24 protein-coding genes are annotated in these 20703 nt (G+C 71.8%); 13 read left to right on the top strand and 11 right to left on the bottom strand.

The features are described 5' to 3' along the window. Positions 1-15 precede the first annotated feature (15 nt). Together ACEN8D_RS15035 and ACEN8D_RS15030 are read left to right on the top strand one after the other, a co-directional pair. Positions 16-390, top strand: coding sequence for an ArsR/SmtB family transcription factor (locus ACEN8D_RS15035; protein WP_309776727.1), 375 nt, complete (start codon positions 16-18; stop codon positions 388-390). Further along, complete coding sequence (locus ACEN8D_RS15030; RefSeq protein ID WP_413399056.1) at positions 390-1376, top strand: SRPBCC family protein; 987 nt, start codon at positions 390-392, stop codon at positions 1374-1376. The genes ACEN8D_RS15035 and ACEN8D_RS15030 overlap by 1 nt, the downstream gene beginning before the upstream one ends. A gap of 83 nt (positions 1377-1459) precedes the next feature. On the opposite strand, the gene ACEN8D_RS15025 is transcribed toward ACEN8D_RS15030, so the two are convergent. From ACEN8D_RS15025 to mvk, 5 genes are read right to left on the bottom strand one after another with little or no spacing between them, the layout of a single operon-like run. Further along, the gene (locus tag ACEN8D_RS15025; RefSeq protein WP_413399082.1) at positions 1460-2617 is read right to left on the bottom strand and encodes a hydroxymethylglutaryl-CoA synthase; all 1158 of its coding nucleotides are present in this window, start codon (positions 2615-2617) and stop codon (positions 1460-1462) included. Further along, the gene (locus ACEN8D_RS15020) at positions 2614-3678 is read right to left on the bottom strand and encodes a hydroxymethylglutaryl-coenzyme A reductase family protein (RefSeq protein WP_070418055.1); all 1065 of its coding nucleotides are present in this window, start codon (positions 3676-3678) and stop codon (positions 2614-2616) included. Before ACEN8D_RS15020 ends, ACEN8D_RS15025 begins: the two co-directional genes overlap by 4 nt. After that, entirely contained in the window at positions 3671-4753 is a 1083-nt protein-coding gene (locus tag ACEN8D_RS15015; protein WP_070418054.1) for a phosphomevalonate kinase, read from the bottom strand. Before ACEN8D_RS15015 ends, ACEN8D_RS15020 begins: the two co-directional genes overlap by 8 nt. Beyond that, the gene (gene mvaD / locus ACEN8D_RS15010) at positions 4750-5769 is read right to left on the bottom strand and encodes a diphosphomevalonate decarboxylase (RefSeq protein ID WP_413399083.1); all 1020 of its coding nucleotides are present in this window, start codon (positions 5767-5769) and stop codon (positions 4750-4752) included. The genes ACEN8D_RS15015 and mvaD overlap by 4 nt, the downstream gene beginning before the upstream one ends. Next, positions 5769-6758: a mevalonate kinase gene (gene mvk, locus ACEN8D_RS15005; RefSeq protein ID WP_083413974.1), complete on the bottom strand. Its 990-nt coding sequence runs from the start codon at positions 6756-6758 to the stop codon at positions 5769-5771. The genes mvaD and mvk overlap by 1 nt, the downstream gene beginning before the upstream one ends. A gap of 102 nt (positions 6759-6860) precedes the next feature. Between mvk and ACEN8D_RS15000 the strand changes: the two genes are divergently transcribed. The 4 genes from ACEN8D_RS15000 (at position 6861) to ACEN8D_RS14985 (ending at position 9468) form a co-directional block, all read left to right on the top strand. Then, positions 6861-7340 (top strand): hypothetical protein, encoded by a 480-nt coding sequence (locus ACEN8D_RS15000; protein WP_495601056.1) that lies wholly within the window; start codon positions 6861-6863, stop codon positions 7338-7340. Between the two features lie 229 nt (positions 7341-7569). Continuing rightward, entirely contained in the window at positions 7570-8025 is a 456-nt protein-coding gene (locus ACEN8D_RS14995; RefSeq protein ID WP_175473692.1) for a MarR family winged helix-turn-helix transcriptional regulator, read from the top strand. A 21-nt stretch (positions 8026-8046) separates the two neighbouring features. Continuing rightward, complete coding sequence (locus ACEN8D_RS14990) at positions 8047-8469, top strand: organic hydroperoxide resistance protein (protein WP_022905450.1); 423 nt, start codon at positions 8047-8049, stop codon at positions 8467-8469. A gap of 24 nt (positions 8470-8493) precedes the next feature. Then, the gene (locus tag ACEN8D_RS14985; RefSeq protein ID WP_071302910.1) at positions 8494-9468 is read left to right on the top strand and encodes a zinc-binding dehydrogenase; all 975 of its coding nucleotides are present in this window, start codon (positions 8494-8496) and stop codon (positions 9466-9468) included. 73 nt (positions 9469-9541) lie between these two features. Here ACEN8D_RS14985 and ACEN8D_RS14980 read toward each other — a convergent pair whose 3' ends face one another. Then, the gene (locus ACEN8D_RS14980; RefSeq protein ID WP_070418050.1) at positions 9542-10999 is read right to left on the bottom strand and encodes a sugar porter family MFS transporter; all 1458 of its coding nucleotides are present in this window, start codon (positions 10997-10999) and stop codon (positions 9542-9544) included. A gap of 129 nt (positions 11000-11128) precedes the next feature. Continuing rightward, complete coding sequence (locus tag ACEN8D_RS14975; protein WP_070418049.1) at positions 11129-11656, bottom strand: hypothetical protein; 528 nt, start codon at positions 11654-11656, stop codon at positions 11129-11131. A 137-nt stretch (positions 11657-11793) separates the two neighbouring features. Here ACEN8D_RS14975 and ACEN8D_RS14970 point away from each other — a divergent pair, with 137 nt between their 5' ends. Then, entirely contained in the window at positions 11794-12420 is a 627-nt protein-coding gene (locus ACEN8D_RS14970) for a DUF937 domain-containing protein (RefSeq protein ID WP_495601055.1), read from the top strand. 94 nt (positions 12421-12514) lie between these two features. On the opposite strand, the gene pgi is transcribed toward ACEN8D_RS14970, so the two are convergent. The 4 genes from pgi to ACEN8D_RS14950 form a co-directional block, all read right to left on the bottom strand. Beyond that, positions 12515-14224: a glucose-6-phosphate isomerase gene (pgi, locus tag ACEN8D_RS14965; protein ID WP_070418047.1), complete on the bottom strand. Its 1710-nt coding sequence runs from the start codon at positions 14222-14224 to the stop codon at positions 12515-12517. Between the two features lie 145 nt (positions 14225-14369). Beyond that, positions 14370-16595, bottom strand: coding sequence for a heavy metal translocating P-type ATPase (locus tag ACEN8D_RS14960; RefSeq protein WP_413399230.1), 2226 nt, complete (start codon positions 16593-16595; stop codon positions 14370-14372). Further along, complete coding sequence (locus ACEN8D_RS14955; protein ID WP_070418044.1) at positions 16592-16810, bottom strand: heavy-metal-associated domain-containing protein; 219 nt, start codon at positions 16808-16810, stop codon at positions 16592-16594. The genes ACEN8D_RS14960 and ACEN8D_RS14955 overlap by 4 nt, the downstream gene beginning before the upstream one ends. An 11-nt stretch (positions 16811-16821) precedes the next feature. After that, a complete protein-coding gene (locus tag ACEN8D_RS14950) occupies positions 16822-17127 on the bottom strand; it encodes a metal-sensitive transcriptional regulator (protein WP_139199276.1) in 306 nt (101 codons plus the stop codon). A gap of 66 nt (positions 17128-17193) precedes the next feature. Here ACEN8D_RS14950 and ACEN8D_RS14945 point away from each other — a divergent pair, with 66 nt between their 5' ends. The 6 genes from ACEN8D_RS14945 to ACEN8D_RS14920 all read left to right on the top strand — a co-directional run bounded on the left by ACEN8D_RS14945 (position 17194) and on the right by ACEN8D_RS14920 (position 20656). After that, complete coding sequence (locus tag ACEN8D_RS14945; RefSeq protein ID WP_413399229.1) at positions 17194-18381, top strand: helix-turn-helix domain-containing protein; 1188 nt, start codon at positions 17194-17196, stop codon at positions 18379-18381. A 160-nt stretch (positions 18382-18541) separates the two neighbouring features. Further along, positions 18542-19012 carry an Asp23/Gls24 family envelope stress response protein gene (locus tag ACEN8D_RS14940; protein ID WP_261647440.1) on the top strand — a complete coding sequence of 157 codons (471 nt, stop codon included), beginning with the start codon at positions 18542-18544 and terminating at the stop codon, positions 19010-19012. Beyond that, a complete protein-coding gene (locus ACEN8D_RS14935) occupies positions 19009-19200 on the top strand; it encodes a DUF2273 domain-containing protein (RefSeq protein ID WP_070418041.1) in 192 nt (63 codons plus the stop codon). The genes ACEN8D_RS14940 and ACEN8D_RS14935 overlap by 4 nt, the downstream gene beginning before the upstream one ends. Continuing rightward, positions 19197-19511, top strand: coding sequence for a hypothetical protein (locus ACEN8D_RS14930; RefSeq protein WP_309776741.1), 315 nt, complete (start codon positions 19197-19199; stop codon positions 19509-19511). The genes ACEN8D_RS14935 and ACEN8D_RS14930 overlap by 4 nt, the downstream gene beginning before the upstream one ends. A 9-nt stretch (positions 19512-19520) precedes the next feature. Then, positions 19521-20096 carry a DUF6286 domain-containing protein gene (locus ACEN8D_RS14925; RefSeq protein WP_495601054.1) on the top strand — a complete coding sequence of 192 codons (576 nt, stop codon included), beginning with the start codon at positions 19521-19523 and terminating at the stop codon, positions 20094-20096. Next, complete coding sequence (locus ACEN8D_RS14920; protein ID WP_495601053.1) at positions 20093-20656, top strand: hypothetical protein; 564 nt, start codon at positions 20093-20095, stop codon at positions 20654-20656. The genes ACEN8D_RS14925 and ACEN8D_RS14920 overlap by 4 nt, the downstream gene beginning before the upstream one ends. Positions 20657-20703 lie beyond the last annotated feature (47 nt).

Below are 20703 nucleotides of genomic sequence, written 5' to 3'. Positions count from 1 at the left end.
GTAACGTACAACCAAATGGTTGCACGAATCGAACTGAGCGATGCCGAGGTCGACCGGGTCTTCCACGCCCTGGCCGATGCGACCAGACGCGACATCGTCCGTCGCACCCTGGTCGGCGAGGCCTCCGTGAGCGCGCTCGCGGACGCCTACGCGATGTCGTTCGCCGCCGTCCAGAAGCACGTCGCCGTCCTCGAAGGAGCAGGACTCGTGACCAAGGAACCCCGGGGCCGCACCCGCATCGTGCGCGCCGAGCCGGGACAGATCGATCGCGTCCGTGGGCTGCTCGACGGCTACGCGGACCTCTGGCGCGGCCGGATCGACCGGCTCGACGCACTGCTGGGAGCAGACCGCGCGCCGCGCGGCGACGACCGAACGCAAGGGAGCCACTGATGCCGACCACGTCCGTCCACACCGACCCCGAGGAGCTCACCATGACCCTCGTGGCCGAGTTCCCCGTCCCCGTCGAACGCCTCTGGGCAGCGTTCGCGGATCCCCGGCAGCTCGAACGCTTCTGGGGTCCGCCCGGGTTCCCCGCCACGTTCACGTCGTTCGACCTCCGTCCCGGCGGCGTCGCCCACTACCGGATGACCTCGCCCGAGAACGAACGGTTCCACGCACTCTGGCAGGTGTCCGAGGTCGACGAACCCCGCCGGATCGCCTTCCGCGACCTGTTCTCCGACGCCGAGGGCACCGTCGACGACTCGCTGCCCGCGAGCGAGACCGTGCTGTCGTTCGACACCGTCGGCAGCGGGTCACGGGTGACGGTGCTGACGTCGTTCGCGTCCTCCGCCGACCTCGACGCCATGCTCGAGATGGGCATGCTCGACGGCTACGAGCAGGCGTTCGGGCAGCTCGACACGGTGCTGGCCGACCTCCGCGAGTACGCCCTCGGCCGGGGCACGGTCACCGAGATCGTGGACGACACCCACGTGGCCATCACCCGCGCGTTCGCGGCGCCGCGGCACCTGCTCTGGCGTGCGCACACGGAGCCGGAGCTGATGCGCCGCTGGCTGCTCGGCCCGGACGGGTGGGAGATGACGGTGTGCGAGGACGACCTGGTCGTCGGCGGCTCGTTCCGGCAGGCCTGGGCGCCCGTCGGGGACACCGAGGGCGAGGCGTTCGGGTTCGAGGGCGAGAACCTCGTCATCGAGCCGGAACGCCGCATGGTCACGACCGAACGGATGACCGGTGCGCCGTTCCCGGCCAACGTCAACGACCTGCAGTTCGACGAGGCCGACGGCGTCACGCTCATGACGCTCCGCATCACCTACCCCGACCGGGAGCAGCGGGACATGATCCTCGCGACCGGCATGACGGACGGCATGGAGACGAGCTACCAGCGTCTGGAACGCGAGGTCCTGTCCGCAGCGGCGTGAGTCGTGACGGACGGGAGGCGCGGTGCCGGCCGGCACCGCGCCTCCCGTCCGTCAGCCGGTCACGTCAGGGACGCGCGGTCACGTCAGGGGCGCGTCGCCTCGTAGCGGCGCGCGCCGCCGCGGACGCCGGCGAAGCGGTACGGCGCAGCCGTGACCCGCGGACGCTCGACGTCCTCGCTCGTCGCGGCACCCGCGGCGTGCAGCTCGCGGTAGGCGTCGACCGAGAGCGGCACCCGGGCGGCGAGGAGCTCGCGGACCCGACCCACACGGCGGTGCTCGCGGTACGCCGGCTGCACGATGCCGGTGATGAGCTCCCCGACGCTGCCGGACCCGTAGCTGAACAGGCCGATGCGCTCCCCGGCGAGGTCGTCGTCGAGGTCGAGCAGTGCGGCCAGCCCGATCCAGAGCGACGCCGTGTAGGTGTTGCCGGTCTGCTTGTTGTACGTGAACCCGAGGGCGAGCTCGGACTCGTCGAAGGGCACCCCGACGTGCTGCGTGAGCTTCCGGTGCGCCTTGAGCGCCATCTTCGTGAACGGCTGGTGGTGGACGAAGCGCACGATGTCCTCGTACGCCGGGCCGCCCTGCCCCGCGAGGTCGTCCCACGCCCCGACGAACGCGTCGACGTAGGCGCTCACGGACAGGCGGCCGTCGACGAGCGCGGTGGAGCGGTCGTTCGGCCGCCAGAAGTCGTCGACGTCGGCAGTGAAGACGCCCGCGGCCGGCTCGATCTCGATGAGGTCGGGGTCGGCGGCGATCAGGATCGCGGCGGCGCCGGCACCCTGCGTCGGCTCGGCGGCGGTGTCGACGTCGTAGCGCGCGACGTCGGCGGCGATCACGAGCACGCGCTCCCGCGGAGCACGCGCGACGATGCCGAGGGCGAGCTGGACGGCAGCGGTCCCGCCGTAGCAGGCCTGCTTCAGCTCGACGACGCGGACGTTCTGCGGCAGCCCGAGCAGGCCGTGCACGAACACCCCGGCGGCCTTCGACTGGTCCACGCCGGACTCGGTGGCGAAGAGCACCGTGCGGATGCCGTCGGCACCGTGGCGGTCGATGATCTCCTTCGCGGCGGCGGCGCCCATCGTGACGATGTCCTCGTCGGGAGCGGGCACGCTGAACGCGTCCTGCCCGATGCCGACGTGGTACTTCGCCGGGTCCACCCCGAGGCGCTCGGCGAGGTCGTCGAGCTCGAGCACGTGGTGCCCGGTCGCGACGGCGAGGTCGTGGATGCCGATGCGGGTCACGCTGCACCTCCGGCGGGCTTCGCGCCGCGACGTTCCATCGCGACGTGGGCGGCCATCAGCTCGCCCGGGTTGGTCTGCGCGGCGAGCAGGGAGAGCTCCCCGCACAGGACGGTCGCGGCGCAGAGGGCGGCGAGCCGGCGTGCGTTGGCACCGGGCTCGCGGTCCTCGCGGCAGCCGAGGCGCACGAGGGCGTCCTCGACGACGGGCAGGTCCCCGCCCTTGCCGTTGCCGACCGTGCCGACGATGAGGTGCGGGAGCGAGGTGGCGAAGTACAGGTCACCGTCGCGGTCCTCGGCGCTCGTGATGCCCTGGGAGCCCTCGACGATGTTCGCCGCGTCCTGCCCGGTGGCCAGGTAGAAGCCGAGGAGCATGTTCGCGTAGTGGGCGTTCGCGGAGCGGATGGCCCCGGCGATGGTCGACCCGACGAGGTTCTTCGCGACGTTGAGCTCGGCGATGCGTGCCGCGCTCGACCGGAGCCGCTTCTCGACGACCTCGCCCGGGATGACGATCTCGGCGACGGTGTTCCGGCCGCGTCCGCGGATGCCGTTCACCGCGGTGGCCTTCTTGTCGGTGCAGAAGTTGCCCGAGACGCTGACGTACCGCAGGCCCGGCTCCCACGCGAGGATCGCCGGCAGGAGCTTGTCCGCCGCCTGCGTGACCATGTTGTGCCCGGAGGCGTCGCCGGTGGTGAACGCGAAGCGCAGGAACAGCAGGTCCCCGACGATCTCCGGGTGCACCTCGATGAGCTTCGCGAAGCGGCTCTGGCCGGCGACGATCTGCTCGAGCTCGTCCTGCCGGGCGAGGATGCGCCCGGTCGCGAGGTGTGCCGCGGCCGCGCTGTCGGCACGGACGACGACCGAACGGGTCATGCGCTCGTCGACGACGGTCGCGACGATGCCGCCCTCGACCATGCGCGAGATGCGGGCACCGCGGCCGACGGACGGCCAGAGCGGCGACTCGTACGTGGCGAGCGGCACCTCGTGCTCGCCCTCCACCGCGTTGCCGCTGATGCGGATCGGCCCCACCCACTTCGTGGGGATCGGGGTCAGCAGGTCAGTCATCGACGCTCCCTTCGGGCGCTTGCACCGCGACGCTGAGGTGTCTGATGTCGTGCGCCTCCCAGGCGCGGTGGATGCCGGCGAGGTCGGTGTCCGCCGGGACGAGCGCGATGCCGCAGTCGCCGCCGCCGGCACCGGACGGCTTGGCCGCCCCGCCCGCGGCTTCGACGACGTCGCACAGGGTCGCGAGTCGCTCGGTCTCGATCTGCGAGCCGACCGACGTGCCGAGGCGCTGGAGCAGCCCACGGGCGCGCCGGAGTGCCCCGAGGGTGCGCTCGGCGTCGCCGGTCTGCAGACCGACGGTGAGGTCGTCGACGCAGGTGCGACTCTCGTCGAGGAACGCCTGGTAGCCGCCGTTGCGGTGCCGACGGACGACACCGACGAGCTTCGTGGTCGAGGCCGGAGAACCGGTCCAGCCCACGAGCAGCTCGAGGTTCTCGGGGGCGGGCAGCCGCTGGACGTCGAAGCCCTCCCACGCGTCCGCGTCGCCGAGGATCTCGGTCACGGTGCGGGTGTCGAGCTGCGCCGCGAGCCGTTCGCGGTCCGGTGCGCTGTAGCGGAGCCAGCCGCCGAAGGTGCTCGCGGCGAGGTCCCCGCCGGATGCGCGCGGGTTCACCCGGATCGTGGCGAGCAGGGCGACCTGGAAGCGCTTCCGCTGCGAGAGCCCGAGTCCGTAGAAGCGGTCGAGGGCCCCCACCGTGGCGACGGTCACCGCCGCGGAGGACCCGAGCCCGAACTTCCGGCCGCTCGCGTCGTCGAGCTGGCTGTGGATGCGGAGGTCGTGGAACCGCGGTGCGATGCCCTGCTCGGCGCGGAGCTTCTCGACGAGGTCGATCGTCGCCATCACGTAGTCGTACGGGTGGTGCTCGGTGTCGAGCGCGATGCCGTCCTCGGCGCGGGTCCAGGTGAGCGGGAGGTGTCCGTACTCCTCGGAGTGCACGCTGCCGGCGCCGTGGCCCTCGCGCACGCGCGCGGTGATGGCGCGGTCGAGGGCGATGATGACGGACGGCTGGCCCGGCTCGACGACGGCGTACTCGCCCGCGACGAACAGCTTGCCGTGGGCACGGAACTCGATCACTCGGCGGACTCCTCTGGTCGGACGACACCCGGTGCGGGTGCCTCCGGGTCCTGCGTCGCAGGGACTTCGGAGCCGAGCAGGCGCGCGCCTGGTCCGGTACCGGACTCGATCACGTCGCCGAAGCCCGCGAGCGCGGACGCGACGGCGCCCCGGTCCTCGGGCTTCGTGAGCACGACGACGTTCGGGCCGGCGTCGGCGGTGGCGTACGCCTCGACCCCGGCGGCACGGAGTTCGGCCACGGCGTCGAACACGGCGACGCTGCGGGCGTTGAGGTAGCGGATGGGCGGGAAGGCGCCCTCGATCGTGGCGTGCATGCGGAGGGCGTTGCTCTCGGTCAGCTCACCGATGCGGGTGAAGTCCCCCGCGGCGCAGGCGGTGAGCATGTCCCCGACGGTCTCGGTGGTCGAGGTCACCCAGGCGGGGTAGAACGGCGACGTCGCGATGGTGCGCCGCATCGCCTCGCGCGAGCCGATCGCCTTCGGGCCGGCGTCGATCGTCACGACGACCATGGCCATCGGCGGCGCGGGGATCGGCTCGGCGTAGGAGCCCTCGTCGTCGCCGGCGTGCCAGACCGCCACGCCACCGGGGATCGACCGGGTGGCCGAACCCGAGCCGCGTCGGGCGAGCCGGGACAGGTCGCGCGCGGAGAGGTCGAGACCGTACGCCGCCGCGGCCGCGGTCGCGAGCGCCGCGAACCCCGAGGCGCTCGAGGCCAGTCCGGCTCCGGTCGGCACGGTGTTCTCGGACACCACCGACGCACGCGCCGAGGACCCGGCGAGCTCGCGCACGAGGTCGAGGAACTGCGCGACCCGCACGAGCGCCCCGTCGGTCGAGACCGAGCCGTTGAGCGTGAGGGTGTCGTCCGCCGTGTCGCCGACGGTCACCGACGTCGTCGTCGGGAACACGTCGAGTCCCATCGAGACGCTGCCGGTCGCCGGCAGGGCGAGTGCGGCGTCTGCCTTGCCCCAGTACTTGACGAGGGCGATGTTGGGGTGCGCGACGGCGGTGGCGGTCATCAGGCGCGGTCTCCGATCGTGGTGGTCCAGGTGGCTGCGGCACCTGCGCCGCGCAGTGCGGCCGCGATGCGGTCCGCGTGGTCGACGTCCGTGGCGAGGGCGATGACGCATCCGCCGCGGCCCCCGCCCGTGAGCTTCGCGCCGAGGGCGTCGGCCGCACGTGCGGCGCCGACGAGCCGGTCCAGGTCGTCGCTCGACACGTCGAGGTCGCTGAGCAGCTCGTGCGCGGCGTCCATCGTGGCACCGAGCGCCTGTGCGTCGCCGTCCACGAGCGTCGCCCGCGCGCGTCGGGCGAGTGCGCCGATCCGGTCGATCACGGCACCGGTGCCGTCCGGGTCGGCGTCGTGACGGGCACGGACGGCGGACACCGCCTCGCGCGTGTGGCCGGGGACCCCGGTGTCGGCGACCACGAAGGCGAACCGGGCGCCGAGCTCGACCGGCTCGATGCGGCCGCCCTCGAACCAGACCGGTGCGTCGGCGACGACCCCGCGGGCGTCGAGTCCGGACGGTCGACCGTGGGCGACCCGCTCGCACTCCTGGATGAGTCCGTGGTGCGCCTCGGCGTCGAGCGTCTCGCCGAGTGCGTCCGCGACCGCCGCGGTCACCGCCGCTGCCACCGCCGCGCTCGATCCCATGCCGCGAGCGGTGGGGACCTCGCTGTCGACGCGCACGTGGAAGCGGCGGTCCGTCACGCCGAAGTGCCGCAGCGTGGCGGTGACCGCGGTGACGGTCGGCATCACGGCGGCGGGTGCGAGGTCGAGCGGGCCGGTGTGCACGGTCGACTCGAGGTGGTGCCCCTCGGCGTCGTCGATCGGCGTGACCGTCGCGACCACCACGGCGTCGATGACCGGCAGGACGAGCGCGGGTGCGCCGTAGACCACGGCGTGCTCCCCGATCAGGATCGTCTTGCCGTGGGACGACGCCCTACCGGTGCGGCGGGTGGGGCCGGCTCCAGTGGTCGCTGAGTTGTCGAGGTCGTTGGTGGTCATCGTGGGTCACGTCAGCCTAACCGTCCCGGCCATGCGCGCGCTCGACGGTGTCCGTACCCCGCCCGTGAGCCCGCTCCACGAGGTCGCCGTTCCGGGCGTACGGTGTGCCGGTTCGTCTACGGGTTCGGTGTCGGGCTCGCGACCGCGCAGCTCACGAGCGTCGTGCTGCGGGACGTCCCGGTCGAGCGGAGCGGCGAGGCCTCCGGCGCCCAGAGCGCCGCCCGGCAGATCGGGTCGGCGCTCGGCATCGCGGTGCTCGGCACGGTGCCGTTCACGTCGACCGGCACGCTGCTGCAGCACCGGCTCGAGGACGCCGGGGCCTCGATCGCGTCCGCGTCGCAGATCGCGGACGCCGTGGTCGCGTCCTCCGGCGGGTCGATCGCGGCACCCACCGAGCAGAGTCCGACTGCGGGAGCCGCTGCGGCCGAGGCGTTCAGTGACGGCACGCGCGCGGCCGCCTGGTCGGCTGCGGGCTTCCTGGTGCTCGGCCTCGCGGCGACCCTGCGCCTGCGCAGTCGCTCCGAGGACACCGAGGAGGCGGGACCGGACGCCGCCCCGGCGACCGCCGACGCGACCGACTGACGGACGGGAGGCGCGGGTCGGCCCCGCCCCGCGCCTCCCGTCAGCCGCACCGGACCCCACGCCGGGGGAGACACTCTCGTCCGCGCAGGTCGCGGGCATCGGCCTCGTCCTCGCCGCGGTCGGGACGGCGGTGACCATGGGCGGTCGACCGGGGCGTGACCGAGACAGATCGGCAACGGGCGTCCCCGATACGGTTGTGCACAACTGAGTTGCGTGCAATGCTTGTTCCATGCCCGTGACCGACGAGATGGTGTGCTTCTCCCTCTACGCGGCGAGCCGTGCGACCACACAGGCGTACCGGACCCTGCTGGAACCGTGGGGGCTCACCTACCCGCAGTACCTCGTCCTCGTGACGCTGTGGATCGAGGGCGACCAGACCGTCTCCGGTCTCGGCGACCACCTGCAGCTCGACTCCGGGACCCTCTCACCGCTCCTGCGCCGCATGGAGCAGTCGGACCTCGTCCGTCGCGAACGTCGCAGCACCGACGAGCGGGTCGTCACGATCACCCTCGGTGACCGCGGCCGCTCGATCCGCGGCGAACTCGCCCACATCCCGTCGACGATCGCCGCCGGGATGGGCCTGCCCGACGAGCACGCGGCGACGGAACTCATCGCGACGCTGCACCGGCTGACCGAGACCATGCACGCCGCTGCGACGCCGAACCGCGCCGCCGCGGACCACTGACCCCACGAAGGAAGGAACACCATGGAAGCCCTCTACACCGCCGAGGCCCTCTCCACCGGCGCCGGCCGCGACGGCCGCGTCGCCACCAGCGACGGCTCGTTCGCGCTCGACCTCGCGATCCCGAAGGAGATGGGTGGCTCCGGCGCCGGCACCAACCCCGAGCAGCTCTTCGCCGCCGGGTACGCCGCGTGCTTCCACTCGGCACTGCAGGGTGTCGCCCGCAGCCAGAAGGTGAAGATCGCCGACTCCTCCGTCGGTGGCCGCGTGCAGATCGGCCCGAACGGCGAGGGCGGCTACCAGCTGGCCGTGCTGCTCGAGGTCGTCCTGCCCGGGCTCGAGCACGACCAGGCACAGGCCCTCGCGGACGCCGCGCACCAGGTCTGCCCGTACTCGAACGCGACCCGCGGCAACATCGACGTCACCATCACCGTCTCGGAGGACTAGTCCATGAGCACCACCCCCACCACCATGCGCGCCGTCGTCCACGAGACCTTCGCCGAGCCGGCCGAGGTCCTCGGCGTGCAGGAGCGCCCGGTCCCCACCCCCGGCGCCGGCGAGGTCCTCGTCCGCACGGTCCTCTCCCCAATCCACAACCACGACCTCTGGACCGTCCGCGGCACCTACGGCTTCAAGCCCGAACTGCCAGCGGCCTCCGGCACCGAGGCGCTCGGCGTGGTCGAGGCCCTCGGCGAGGGCGTCACGAACCTGCAGGTCGGCCAGCGCGTCGCCGGCGGGGCGTTCGGCGTCTGGGCCGAGTACTACACGGCGAACGCCGCCGGGCTCGTCCCGGTGCCCGACGCGATGCCCGACGAGGCCGCGGCCCAGCTCGTCTCGATGCCGTTCAGCGCGATCAGCCTGCTGCACTCGCTCGACCTGCACGAGGGTGACTGGCTGATCCAGAACGCCGCGAACGGCGCGGTCGGCCGCATGGTCGCCCAGCTCGGCGCCGCGCGTGGCATCAACGTGATCGGGCTCGTCCGCCGCGCCGCCGGCGTCGAGGAGCTCCGCGAGCAGGGCATCGAGCGCATCGTCGCCACCGATGCGGACGACTGGAAGGACCAGGTCGCTGCGATCACCGGCGGTGCGCCGATCGTCGCGGGCGTCGAGTCCGTCGGCGGCAAGGCCGCCGGCGACATCGCGAGCGTGCTCGGCGAGAACGCCACCCTCGTCGTGTTCGGCGCGATGGCCTCCCCCACGCTCGAGATCCCGTCCGGCAAGGTCATCTTCGGCCAGCTCACGGTGAAAGGCTTCTGGGGCAGCGTCGTCAGCAAGACGATGCCGGCCGAGACGAAGGGGCAGCTCTTCGGCGAGCTCATCACCCGCGTGCTCGACGGTTCACTGACGCTCCCCGTCGCGGAGACGTTCGCCTTCGAGGACGTCCGCGACGCGGTCCGTGCCTCGGACACCGCCGGCCGCGTCGGCAAGGTGCTCCTGCGCCCGTAGACGCGACAGCGCAACGGACTGGAGGCGCGGTGCCAGCTGGCACCGCGCCTCCAGTCCGTTGCGTCGGTGGGCTCTACCGCCGTGCCTGCTTCGCGGGGACCGTGAAGATGTTGCCGGTGGTGACGCCCTCCTCGACCTCTTCGAGGGTGCGGCCGCGGCTCTCCGGGACGAACTTCCAGATGAAGAGCAGGGCAAGCACGCCGACGATCGCGAATCCGAAGAAGGTCCCGGTGATGCCGGTCGCGGCGACGATGGTCGGGAAGTACAGCCCGAGGAACGCGTTCGCGATCCAGAGGCAGAACACCGCGATGCCCATGCCGAGCGCACGGATCTGCGTCGGGAAGATCTCGGACAGGATCACCCACGTGGCGATGTTGAGGAACGTCTGCATCGAACCCACGAACGCGACGACGAGGAACAGGATGACCCACGGGCGGGCCGGGTTCCCCTCGACGAGCGTCATCGACGCGATGCCGATGAGGAAGTGGCAGACAGTCGTCAGCGAGTAGCCCAGGATGAGCGTCGTGCGCCGGTTGATCTTCTCCATGTTGTAGATCGCGATCACGCCACCGATGACGGCGATGATACCGGGGGCGATGTTCGCGATGAGTGCCGCCGACTGCTGGAAGCCGGACTCGATGAGCACGGTCTGGCCGTAGTACATGATCGAGTTGATGCCGGTGAGCTGCTGGGCGACACCGATGCCGGCGCCGATGAGCACGATGCGGATCAGCCACTTGTTGCCGAGCAGGGTGCGCCAGCCGCTCTGCTGCTGGACCTTCGACTCGAACTCGTTCGACCGCTTGATGTCCTCGAGCTCGGCCTCGGCGCGTTCCTTCGAGCGGATCTGCCCGAGGACCTCGAGCGCCTCGTCGTTGCGGCCCTTCGACGCGAGCCAGCGCGGCGACTCGGGGACGCGCAGCATGCCGACGAACAGTGCGATGGCGGGGAGCGCGCAGACGGCGAGCATGACGCGCCAGACGCCGTTGCCCTCACCCCAGAGGTTGCCGATGATCGCGTTCACGACGAAGGCGGCCAGCTGCCCGATGACGATCATGAGCTCGTTGCGGCCGGAGAGCGACCCGCGGATCTCGTAGGGGGCGAGTTCGGCCAGGAACACCGGGACGACCGTGGACGCACCGCCGACCGCCAGGCCGAGCAGGACACGACCGACCACCATCACGCCGAACACCGGCGCGAACACGCAGATCAGGGTGCCGACGAAGAACGTGACCGCGAGCAGGATGATCGTCTTGCGGCGACCCCAGCCGTCCGCGATCCGACCGCCGAGCATGGCGCCGATCGCGGCACCGAAGAGGAGCGAGCTCGTGACGACGCCCTCGGTGAGGTTCGTCAGGCCGAGCTCCTGCTTCATCGGCAGGAGCGCGCCGTTGATCACGCCGGTGTCGTAGCCGAAGAGCAGACCGCCGAAGGTGGCGACGAGCGCGAGGACGCCGAGGCGGCGGACGTGCGGGCCCTGTCCGACGGGCGGGAGCGGGACGCTCGGGGCTGTCGGTTTGATGTCGACCATGCGGGTGACTCCTTCGTCAGTGATCAGGCTGCATCGCTTGGAAGGATCGTAACCCGAATCCATGTCCTGTCAATCCGTCATGAAGACAACATGACGATTGGATCGCTCCACGAAAGTCCTGGTCAGCGATCATTCGTCGTCGTCGGCCGGCTCGTCCAGCACGTCCCCCAACGACGCCATGTCCGCACCGTGGTCCGTGTAGCGCCGGACCGTCCGTCGCGCCGCGGCGCTCGCGGCACCCGAGAGTCGTGGGTTCTTCCGTGCGGCGTCGGCGACGCGTCCGGCGTGCCCCGCGGTCGACAGCAGGATGTTCGCCAGGGCCCGCGCGTCGCCCGGTTCCGGCACACCCGTGACCGTCCACGCCGTGCGGACCTGTTCGTCGGGCGTGACCCCGCGCCGCGTGCCCATCCGGTGCCAGTCCGAGAGCGAGCCCTCGGTCCGGGAGGCGGCACGGTCGGCCTCTCCCGCCCGCCGACGGTCGGCGTCACGCGCGGCGTCGTCCGCGGCTTCGCTCCGCTCGATCCGGTCGACGAGCCCGTCCGCCCGCTTCCGGACGAGTTCGGCCCGTTCGCGGGCAGCGGCGTCGTCACCGCCGGCTTCGGCGATGCGGGCGGCGTGCGCGGCAGCCGCCGCGGCGAGGATCTCCGAACGCTCCATGCTCCGACGGTAACCCGTGCAGCCGACAGCGCCGCACACGAACCGCGCGCACGGGTTCCGGATAGCCTCCAGCCAGCAGCGGCACCTCGTGCGCTCCCGCACGGTCAGCCGACGACCACGAACGGAAGTGGACGACCATGGCAGGACTCGACGACCTCCTCGGGGCGATCCCGATCGGCGACATCGCGAAGAAGCTCGGCATCGACGAGGCGACCGCGAGGAACGCCGTCAGCCAGGCGGTCCCGGCGCTCGTCGGTGGGCTGCAGAAGAACGTGGAGAACGGTGGCGCGGCCTCGCTCGACAAGGCCCTCGACAAGCACGCCGCGAAGCCGGACCCCAGCACGATCGACGACGTCGACGAGGAGGACGGCAACAAGATCGTCGCCAACGTCTTCGGCGGCAAGCAGCAGGACGTTGCGGCGGCGCTCGGCAGCACCGGCGGCGGCGTGGACCTCGGCGGGATCATCGGCAAGGTGCTCCCGCTCGTCGCCCCGATCGTGTTGAGCAAGCTCGGGAACCAGAAGGCGGCGACGCAGTCGGGCGGTGGCGGGTTCGACATCGGCGGGCTGCTCGGGGGCTTCCTCGGCGGCGGATCCGGTGCGGCCGGCGGGCGGGCGGCGGCAAGGGTGGCGGCGGCCTCGACGTCGGCGGCATCCTCGGCAGCCTGGGCGGCCTGCTCGGCGGCGGCAAGAAGTAGCGCGGCCGGCCGGACTTTCGTGCCCACCGACACTTCACGGACCCGGCGGCGCGTGGACTGTCGGTGAGCGCGAAACGGCCGCCGGCCGCAGGGCGACCAGCAGACGGACGGGAGGCGCGGTGCCAGCCGGCACCGCGCCTCCAGTCAGTCAGGTGCGTGCGTTACTCGCCGCGCAGCTCCAGGTACTTGGCGATGAGCGCCTTCGTCGAGGAGTCCTGCGCGTCCAGCGCAGCCTGGTCACCGTCGACCGCCGGGGCGATCTGCAGCGCCAGCTGCTTGCCGAGCTCGACGCCCCACTGGTCGAACGAGTCGATGCCCCAGATGGTGCCCTCCGTGAACACGATGTGCTCGTACAGCGCGATGAGCTGGCCGAGGACGCTCGGGGTGAGCTCCGGCGCGAGGATCGACGTCGACGGCTTGTTGCCGGTGAACGTGCGGGCGGAGACGATGGCCTCGTCCGTGGTGCCCTCGGCGCGGACCTCGTCCGCGGTCTTGCCGAACGCGAGCGCCTTCGTCTGCGCGAAGAAGTTCGCGAGGAACAGCGCGTGCACGTCCTGCCCGGGCTGCACGGCCCCGCCGTCGCCGGTCTCGTCCTTGAGCGGACGAGCGGGCTTCGCGACCGTGATGAAGTCCGTCGGGATGAGTCGCGTGCCCTGGTGGATGAGCTGGTAGAACGCGTGCTGGCCGTTCGTGCCCGGCTCGCCCCAGAAGACCTCGCCGGTCTCGGTGGTGACGGGCGAGCCGTCCCAGCGGACGCGCTTGCCGTTCGACTCCATGGTGAGCTGCTGCAGGTACGCGGCGAAGCGGTGCAGGTACTGCGTGTACGGCAGGACCGCGTGGCTCTGCGCGCCGAGGAAGTTCGAGTACCAGACGTTGAGCAGGCCCATCAGGACGGGGACGTTCTGCTCGAGCGGCGTCGTGCGGACGTGCTCGTCGATGGCGTGGAAGCCCGCGAGGAACTGCTCCCAGTTCTCCGGGCCGATGGCGATGACGACGCTCGTACCGATGGCGGAGTCGACCGAGTAGCGGCCGCCCACCCAGTCCCAGAAGCCGAAGGCGTTCTCCGGGTCGATGCCGAACGCGGCGACCTTGTCGAGCGCGGTCGAGACGGCCACGAAGTGCTTCGCGACGGCGTTCGACTTCTCGTCGTCGGAGGCGTCGGTGAGGCCGAGCCGCTCCCAGAGCCACTGCCGCGCGAGGCGGGCGTTCGTGAGGGTCTCGAGCGTGCCGAAGGTCTTCGACGCGACGATGAAGAGCGTCGTCTCGGGGTCGAGGTCCGCGGTCTTCTCGTAGATGTCCGCGGGGTCGATGTTCGAGACGAAGCGCGCCTCGAGCCCGGGCTGCACGTACGGCTTCAGGGCCTCGTAGACCATGACCGGGCCGAGGTCCGAGCCACCGATGCCGATGTTCACGACGGTCTCGATGCGCTTGCCGGTGACACCGGTCCAGGACCCGTCGCGGACCTTCGTGGCGAAGGCGTAGACCTTGTCGAGCGTGGCGTGCACGTCGGCGTCGACGTCCTGGCCGTCCACGACGAGCGCCGGCGAGGCACCCTTCGGGCGGCGGAGGGCGGTGTGCAGGACGGCGCGGTCCTCGGTGGCGTTGATGTGCTCACCGGCGAGCATCGCCTGGAAGCGCTCGGCGACGCCGGTGTCCTTCGCGACCTGCAGCAGGTCCTGGAGGATCTCGTCGGTGACGAGGCCCTTCGACAGGTCCACGGTCAGGTCGGCGGCCTGGAACGTGTAGCGCTCGGCACGACCGGGGTCGGTGTCGAACCACCCTCGCAGGTCCGGGGTGAAGCCGTCGGCGATGCCGGCGAGCTTCTTCCAGCCGTCGGTCGATGTGGGGTCGACGGGAGCGGATTCGGTCACTTGGGTCCTCCTGGGATCACCTTCAAGACGTACAAGCCCGCGGGTCACCGCAGCGCTGCGTCGCGGACCGTCTTCGAGCGTAGCGCCGTCCGACGGGTGGCGCGCACCGCCGGACGGGAGCCGCGGGGTGCGTTCGCTGCGCGCGTCACCCGGGCAGCGGGGTGAAGCGGCGCAGGCGCAGGCTGTTCGTCACGACGAACACCGACGAGAACGCCATCGCGGCACCGGCGAGCACCGGGTTGAGCAGCCCCGCCATCGCGAGCGGGATCGCCGCCACGTTGTACGCGAACGCCCAGAACAGGTTCCCCTTGATCGTGCGCAGGGTGGCCCGGGACAGCCGGATCGCCTCGGCCACGACCGTCAGGCGGCCGCTGACCACCGTGATGTCGCTCGCTGCGATCGCCGCGTCCGTGCCGGCCCCCATCGCGATGCCGAGGTCGGCAGCGGCGAGGGCCGCGGCGTCGTTCACGCCGTCGCCGACCATCGCCACACTGCGCCCCTCGGCCTGCAGGCGACGGACGGTCTCGAGCTTCGAGGCCGGGGTGGCGCGGGCGTGCACCTCGTCGATGCCGACCGCGGCGGCGACGGCACGGGCAGCGCCCTCGTTGTCGCCGGTGAGCAGCACCGGGTGCAGGCCGAGCTCCACGAAGCGCCGGACGGCGTCCGCTGCCTCGGGCTTGACCGTGTCCGCGACGACGACCACGCCGAGCGCGCGTCCGTCCGTCGCGACGACGACCGCCGTGCCGCCGTCCGCCTCGGCATCCCGGACCGTCTGCGCCACGGCGTCGGGCACCGTGATCGCCCACGACTCCTCGAGCCACGCGACGGTCCCGACGAGGACGACCTCGCCGTCGACGACCGCCTGGACGCCGGCGCCGGGCGTCGCGGTGAACTGCGTCGCACCGGCGACGTCGAGTCCGCGGGCCCGTGCGGCCGTGACGATCGCCCGCGCGACCGGGTGCTCGGAGCCGTCCTCGACCGCGGCGGCGAGCCGGAGGACGGCCGCGTCGTCGGTGTCCGGCGTGCCGGTGACCGAGCGGAGGGCCATCGACCCCGTGGTGACCGTGCCGGTCTTGTCGAGGACGATCGTGTCGACGCCGCGGGTCTGTTCGAGGACCTGCGGACCGCCGATGAGGATCCCGAGCTGCGATCCCCGGCCGGTCCCGACGAGCAACGCGGTGGGGGTCGAGAGTCCGAGCGCGCAGGGGCACGCGATGATGAGCGTGGCCACCGCCGCGGTGAAGGCCGCCGTCAGGGAGCCGCCGAGGACGAGCCACCCGACGAAGGCCAGCACCGCGAGCCCGATGACGATCGGGACGAAGACGCCGGACACCCGGTCGGCGAGGCGCTGGACCTCGGCCTTCCCGGTCTGCGCGTCCTCGATGAGACGACCCATGCGGGCGAGTTCGGTGTCGGCGCCGACCCGGGTGATCGTGACGACGAGCCGCCCGCCGACGTTGATCGTGGCGCCGGTGACGTCGTCGCCCGGGCGGACCTCGACCGGTACGGACTCGCCGGTGAGCATGCTGAGGTCGACGGCCGACGAACCCTCGCGCACGGTGCCGTCGCTCGGGATCCGCTCCCCCGGCCGCACGACGACCACGTCGCCGACGACGAGCGAGGCGGCGGGCACACGGGACTCGGATCCGCCGCGGAGCACCGTCGCGTCCTTCGCCCCGAGTTCGAGCAGGGCGCGGAGCGCGGCCCCGGACTGCTGCTTCGCGCGGGCCTCCATGTACCGCCCGGCGAGGATGAACACGGTCACGGCGGACGCGACCTCGAGGTACAGGTCGCTCGCCTCGGGGTCGGTGGCGAACCACGAGAAGGTCATGTGCATGCCGGGCATCCCGGCGTCGCCGAGGAACAGCGCGTACAGCGACCACCCGAACGCCGCGAGGACGCCGACGCTCACGAGGGTGTCCATCGTCGCGGCACCGTGCCGGGCGTTCACCCACGCAGCGCGGTGGAAGGGCAGGGCGCCCCAGACGGCCACGGGGGCGGCGAGTGCGAGGGCCAGCCACTGCCAGTTCGGGAACTGCAGCACGGGCACCATCGACAGGACGACGACGGGGAAGGCGAGGACGGCGGAGACGACCAGGCGCTGGCGGAGCGCCGCGGACGCATCGTCCTCGCGCGGAGTGCCGGAGTCGTCCGGTGCGGGCGGAGCGGGCACGGACGCCCCGTACCCCGCCGACTCCACGGCCGCGATGAGCGCGCCGGTGTCCGAGCTGCCGGAGACCGTGGCCTTCTCGGTCGCGTAGTTCACGGTCGCCGTGACGCCGGGGAGCTTGCCGAGCTTCCGTTCGATGCGGGTCGCGCACGAGGCGCACGTCATCCCCGTGATGTCGAGTTCGACCCCGCCGTCCGTCACGACCGCACGACCTCGTAGCCGGCCTCGGTGACCGCGGCGCGGAGCGCGTCGGACGGCACCGGGGCGTCGGACGTCACCGTGACCTCGGACGCACCGCCGGGCACGAGTCGCACCCGGACGTCGGACACGCCGTCGAGCTCGGTGAGTTCCTCGGTGACGCTCATCACGCAGTGGTCGCAGGTCATGCCCTCGACGAGCAGCAGTTCGGTGTTCATGGTGGTTCCCTTCAGGAGCGGACGAGTCGGGCGATGGCCTCGCTGGCTTCGCGGACCTTGGCGTCGGCAGCCTCGCCGCCCTCGGCGACGGCCTCGGCGACGCAGTGCTTGAGGTGGTCCTCGAGCAGCGACAGGGCGACACGCTCGAGCGCCCGGTTCGCTGCGGAGATCTGGGTGAGGACGTCGATGCAGTACGTCTCGTCCTCGACCATGCGGGCGATGCCGCGGACCTGACCCTCGGCTCGGCGGAGTCGCTTGAGCAGGTCGTCCTTGTCGCCGATGTAGCCGACGTGTTCGTGCATGCTGGCCTCCGTCATGGTCAATACGGTACCCCCCTAGGGTATTCCCGAGCACAGAGGATGCAACCGTGGCAGGATGCGCCCATGACCGAGGCGGCGACGAACGGCTTCCGCAGGCTGCGGTTCGCGGACGCCGACGGCTCGGACTACTCCGACATCTTCGAGGCCGAGTACCACGGCTCGGACTTCGCCTCGGACACGTTCGCGACCGAGGACGCCCGCTACGAGTACACGGTCGTGGGCGACGACGACCTGACGCTCCGCACGATGCGCGCCGAGGGCGGGAAGCGCGGTGGCGTCATCGGCCCGCGGGACGACCACGTCGTGTTCTGGCTCACCAGGGGCCAGCTCGAGATGCACTTCGCGGACCGCTCCCGCGTGGTGGAGCCCGGGAGCCCGTACATCGCCTCGGCGTCCGAGGCCTACCGCTTCGAGTCCACGGGCACGGTCTACAACGGCGTGCACATCGCCGACCGGTTCCTCCGCACGGTCGGGCGGGACCTCGGCTTCGCGCTCCCCGACGGCCCGCTCCTGTTCGAGCAGCAGGACGAGGCCGTCGCGCGCCAGGAGCCCCTCCGCCACCTCGTCCGCGAGATCGGCCCGATGCTGGTCGACGACCGCGTGCTCGGACCGATGCGGACGGCACTCAACCGGCGGCTCGCCGTCGTCGTCCTCGACACCTTCCCGATCCGGAACCGCGGATCGGACGTCCCGGTGGCGAACCGTCTGCGGGACGCGGTGCGGTTCATCGAGGAGCACGCCGCCGAACGTCCCTCCGTCCCCGAGATCGCCGTCGCGTGCGGGCTCAGCCAGCGGGGGCTGCAGGACGTCTTCGCGAGAACGCTCGACTCGACCCCGCACCGGTTCCTCCGCGACCACCGGCTCGACCGCGTCCGACGCGAGCTCCTGCACTCGGACGGCGACGAGAGCGTCACCGAGATCGCCCGACGCTGGGGCTTCACGAACCACGGTCGCCTCGCCGGCGCGTACCGCGACCGGTACGGCGAGGACCCGGCCACGACGCTCCGCTCGTCGCGCGCCGCCAAGCCGGGCCGCGCCTCCTGGCGGCTCCGCCGAGCCGTCGAGTTCATCGAGTCGCACCCCGACGAACCGGTGACGCTGCAGGCGATCGCCGACGCGGCGGGCGTGCGTCCGCGCCGGCTCCAGCAGCTCTTCCGGGAGGAACGGGGCGAGTCCCCGATGGCGGCCGTACGGTCGATCCGTGGTGCTGCAGGGCGCAACCAGTCGGACGGAATCAGCGCGGTCCACTGAACGTCCCACCAGCCGGGGTACGGAAACACAGGCATCCGGCGGTGTCTCTGAAAAGTTCCTGAATCCGATCACCCCCGTGTGACGAACGTCTGGTGGGCCCCGTCTCATCCGTGAACAGCAACCGCTGGGAACGCCCGGCGGGTCAACGGAAGGAACGAACATGGCTGACACCACGACCACCACGACTGCTTCGGCTGCGACGGCTTCGGCGGTCGCTCGGAACACGGGCACCCACAGCGGCGGCGTCACGGGCAAGACCACGATCGATGACACGGTCGTGTCGAAGGTCGCGGGGATCGCTGCGCGTGAGGTCAACGGGGTGCACTCCCTCGGCAACGGCGCCGCGCGTGCGATCGGCGCGATCCGTGACGCGATCGGCCAGCGTGACTTCGGTCAGGGCGTCAAGGTCGAGGTCGGCGAGAAGCAGGTCGCCGCGGACATCGTGATCGTCGCGGAGTACCCCGTCGCACTCCAGCAGGTCGCCGACGGCGTCCGCGCCGGTGTCGCCCGTGCGCTGGAGCAGATCGTGGGCATGGAGGTCGCCGAGGTGAACGTGACCGTGCAGGACGTGTTCATCCCGGGTGACGACGACGACAAGGACGACGAGAAGAAGGAAGCGCGAGTCGCATGAGCAACACACTGATCGGAGCCCTCATCGGGGCGATCCTCGCCGTCGTGGCGCTGCAGTTCGGGTTCTGGGGCTTCGTGCTCGTGGTCGTGTTCGGTGCCGTCGGGGCCCTCGTGGCCGCGCTGGTCACCGGCCGCATCGACCGGGGTGCCCTCGCCGACGTGCTGACCGGACGCCGGAGCTCCCGGTGAACGCCGGCCCGGACGTCCCGGGCCGCGTCGAGATCACCGCTCGCGCACTGACCTCGCTGGCGCGGGCCGTCGCAGCCGAACGGCTCGGCGCCCCCGCCAAGCGGGTGCGCGTCGGTCTCGGCGACACCTCCGGCGCGCTCGCGCTCGACATCACCGGCCCCATCGCCGCGGGCGACGACATCGTCACCCGCACCGCCCGGGTCGCGGACGAGGTCAAGGGCCGTGTCGGGGAACTCACCGGCCGCCGCGTCGGCAGTGCCCACATCGAACTCACCGGGATCGTGCGCGAGCACCGGTCCCGGATCGCCTAGGAGGCCATCATGAGCAACGGTTCCGTCGAACGACGCATCCGTCGCCGGAGCGTGCACCGCTCCCGCTCGACCGCCGTGGCGGTGTCGCTCGTGGTGCTCGCCCTTGTCGCTGCGTGGATCGGCACCGAAGCGGTCCTCGCCGCCATCGGCCGGCCCCCGCTGATCGCCGACCCGCAGACCGTCGTCGACGCCGCGCTCCGCCCGGACGCCGCGTTCGTCACGATCGCCGAGGTCATCGCCGTGGTCCTCGTGGTCCTCGGTGTGGTCCTGATCGTCCTGGCCCTGAAGCCCGGCCGGCAGCACCGCTCCGTCATCGACCACGACCGTGGTGCCGTCGTCATCGACACCCGCATCCTCGCCTCCACCGCCGCGAACGCCGCGGGGATGGCCGCCGGTGTCCCGGAGGGCAACGCCTCCGCGACCGCCCGCGGACGCTCCACCAAGGTCCGTGTGGTGCCCGTCAGCGGGATCCCCGTCGACGACGCGGTCATCCGTGACGCCGTCCGGGACCGCCTGTCGGGGTTGGACGAACGCTTCGGCCGACGCGTGAGCGTCACGGTCGAGGAGAAGGGAACCCTCGCATGACCAAGAGCAACCGGACCCTGAACCGGATCATCCTGTTCGTCCTCGGCCTCGTCGCGGTCATCGTCGGCATCACCATCGGCGCGGGCGTCCTGCCCGCCGTCCGCGACGCCGTCGAACCCTACGCGACCCTCCCGAACCGGCTGAGCGTGCCGGCGTCGTCGCTGTGGATCATCGTCGCGGTCTGCGCCGTGGTGATCGTCCTGGCGTTGGTGTGGGTGTTCACCCGCGGTGGTGGCGGCACGTCCGTCGCCGTCCGGGAACGCTCCGGCGACGACCAGGTCACCGTCAACGTCGCCCTCGTCCGCGACGTCGTCGACCACGAACTCGACGGTGTCCGCGACGTCATCAGCGCCCGCGTGGACACGTACCTCGTCCGACGCCAACGCGCCGCACGCATCCGCGTCGCGGTCCGCCGCGGCGGCGACGCCGTCACCGTCCTCACCGCCGTCGACCAGGCCATCACCGTCCTGGACCGCACCCTCGGCCGGCAAGTCCCCGTCCTCGTCCACCTCACCGGCGGCACCCGCTCCACCCTCGCCAAACCCACCCGCGTCCACTGACAGCCGTCAGGCGGACGTGAACCGGGCCTGCCGGTCCACCAGATCAC

The sequence above is a fragment of the Curtobacterium sp. Curtsp22 genome, assembly GCF_059492135.1.
The sequence above is the reverse complement of the archived record's forward strand: the minus strand, read 5'-3'. Positions and strand labels throughout refer to the sequence as shown.

Coding starts and splice junctions, on each gene's coding strand:
- ACEN8D_RS14990 (WP_022905450.1), top strand. CDS start 8,047: ATGGAAGCCCTCTACACCGCCGAGGCCCTCTCCACCGGCGCCGGCCGC.
- ACEN8D_RS15020 (WP_070418055.1), bottom strand. CDS start 3,678: ATGACTGACCTGCTGACCCCGATCCCCACGAAGTGGGTGGGGCCGATC.
- ACEN8D_RS14935 (WP_070418041.1), top strand. CDS start 19,009: ATGAGCAACACACTGATCGGAGCCCTCATCGGGGCGATCCTCGCCGTC.
- ACEN8D_RS14940 (WP_261647440.1), top strand. CDS start 18,542: ATGGCTGACACCACGACCACCACGACTGCTTCGGCTGCGACGGCTTCG.
- ACEN8D_RS14980 (WP_070418050.1), bottom strand. CDS start 10,999: ATGGTCGACATCAAACCGACAGCCCCGAGCGTCCCGCTCCCGCCCGTC.
- ACEN8D_RS14920 (WP_495601053.1), top strand. CDS start 20,093: ATGACCAAGAGCAACCGGACCCTGAACCGGATCATCCTGTTCGTCCTC.
- ACEN8D_RS14950 (WP_139199276.1), bottom strand. CDS start 17,127: ATGACGGAGGCCAGCATGCACGAACACGTCGGCTACATCGGCGACAAG.
- ACEN8D_RS14955 (WP_070418044.1), bottom strand. CDS start 16,810: ATGAACACCGAACTGCTGCTCGTCGAGGGCATGACCTGCGACCACTGC.
- ACEN8D_RS15035 (WP_309776727.1), top strand. CDS start 16: ATGGTTGCACGAATCGAACTGAGCGATGCCGAGGTCGACCGGGTCTTC.
- ACEN8D_RS14995 (WP_175473692.1), top strand. CDS start 7,570: ATGCCCGTGACCGACGAGATGGTGTGCTTCTCCCTCTACGCGGCGAGC.
- ACEN8D_RS14945 (WP_413399229.1), top strand. CDS start 17,194: ATGACCGAGGCGGCGACGAACGGCTTCCGCAGGCTGCGGTTCGCGGAC.
- ACEN8D_RS14975 (WP_070418049.1), bottom strand. CDS start 11,656: ATGGAGCGTTCGGAGATCCTCGCCGCGGCGGCTGCCGCGCACGCCGCC.
- mvaD (WP_413399083.1), bottom strand. CDS start 5,769: ATGACCGCCACCGCCGTCGCGCACCCCAACATCGCCCTCGTCAAGTAC.
- ACEN8D_RS14925 (WP_495601054.1), top strand. CDS start 19,521: ATGAGCAACGGTTCCGTCGAACGACGCATCCGTCGCCGGAGCGTGCAC.
- mvk (WP_083413974.1), bottom strand. CDS start 6,758: ATGACCACCAACGACCTCGACAACTCAGCGACCACTGGAGCCGGCCCC.
- ACEN8D_RS14985 (WP_071302910.1), top strand. CDS start 8,494: ATGCGCGCCGTCGTCCACGAGACCTTCGCCGAGCCGGCCGAGGTCCTC.
- ACEN8D_RS15030 (WP_413399056.1), top strand. CDS start 390: ATGCCGACCACGTCCGTCCACACCGACCCCGAGGAGCTCACCATGACC.
- ACEN8D_RS14970 (WP_495601055.1), top strand. CDS start 11,794: ATGGCAGGACTCGACGACCTCCTCGGGGCGATCCCGATCGGCGACATC.